General features: G+C 58.1%; 1 protein-coding gene. It reads left to right on the plus strand.

Features of this window, described 5'->3' with window-relative positions; translation table 11 throughout:
- Nucleotides 1–61: 61 nt before the first annotated feature.
- Nucleotides 62–1,222 carry an IS30 family transposase gene (locus tag WS49_RS13635; protein WP_059529136.1) on the plus strand — a complete coding sequence of 387 codons (1,161 nt, stop codon included), beginning with the start codon at nucleotides 62–64 and terminating at the stop codon, nucleotides 1,220–1,222.
- The last annotated feature ends 8 nt before the right edge of the window (nucleotides 1,223–1,230 follow it).

Raw genomic sequence — 1,230 nt, forward strand, 5'->3', positions numbered from 1 at the left:
GGTGGATTCAACCGGTCGATGCAACACACTAGACGCTGCGTAAGCAGTGGAGGTGTTGCAAATGAAACAGCGGCGCAGGATCTACTACACCGAGACTCAAAAGGCACTGATGTGGGAGCGGTGGCGCAAGGGTGACACGCTTCATCAGATTGCCCAACTGTTCGATCGCTACCATTCCTCTATTCAGGGGATTCTCGCCAGGACTGGCGGAATACAGCCAGCGCCTCGACACCGTTCAACGCTGGCCTTGACGCTTGCCGAACGCGAGGAAATCTCGCGCGCAGTCGTCGCCGGCCAGTCGATTCGATCGATAGCGGCGCGGTTAGGACGTGCGCCATCTACTATCAGCCGCGAAGTGCAGCGAAATGGCGGAAGGCAGTACTATCGGGCGATCCAGGCCGACGCGCTCGCCTGGGACCGCGCACGGCGCCCAAAGACATGTAAGCTGGTCAGGAATCGGACACTCGCCCAGGTTGTGGCAAGCAAGCTCCGATTGCAGTGGTCGCCGGAGCAGATTGCGGGTTGGCTCAAGCACGTGTATGCGGTCAACAAGGACTATCAGGTGTCGCACGAGACTATCTATCGGAGCCTCTATATCCAGGCCCGTGGTGCGCTGAAAAGAGAACTGCTGGAACACCTGCGCCGTTCTCGGGCGATGCGTCGATCGCGTCAACACACACTGAAGACCGAGGACCGCACGAACATCCGCGATGCCATATCGATCAGTGAACGCCCGGGCACGGCCGAGGATCGAGCAATACCCGGGCACTGGGAAGGCGATCTTCTGTTCGGCAACGCCAACAGTCAGATTGCAACACTCGTCGAACGCCAGACCCGGTTCGTGATGTTGGTGAAGATTGCCAGCAAGGACTCTGAAGCTGTCGTCAATGCTCTGATAAGACACGCCGGCAAGCTTCCGCAGGAATTGTATAAATCGCTGACGTGGGATCGGGGCACGGAGATGGCTGGCCACAAGCGCTTCACTGTCGCGACGGACATCAAGGTCTACTTCTGCGATCCCCAGCATCCCTGGCAACGCGGCACGAACGAAAACACGAACGGGCTGCTGAGACAGTACCTCCCAAAAGGAACCGACCTCTCTGCCTACTCGCAAGCCAAGCTCAACGCCATTGCCCGACGGCTCAACGAACGTCCACGCAAGACACTAAACTTCGATACACCGGCTGAACGATTCCATCAAGCTGTTGCATCGACCGGTTGAATCCACCA

Source organism: Burkholderia sp. RF7-non_BP4 (assembly GCF_001521935.1).
In the GTDB taxonomy this organism is placed as follows: domain Bacteria; phylum Pseudomonadota; class Gammaproteobacteria; order Burkholderiales; family Burkholderiaceae; genus Burkholderia; species Burkholderia diffusa.

What these genes read in the sequence shown, in the direction of transcription:
- WS49_RS13635 (WP_059529136.1), top strand. Translation starts at nt 62, where the DNA reads ATGAAACAGCGGCGCAGGATCTACTACACCGAGACTCAAAAGGCACTG.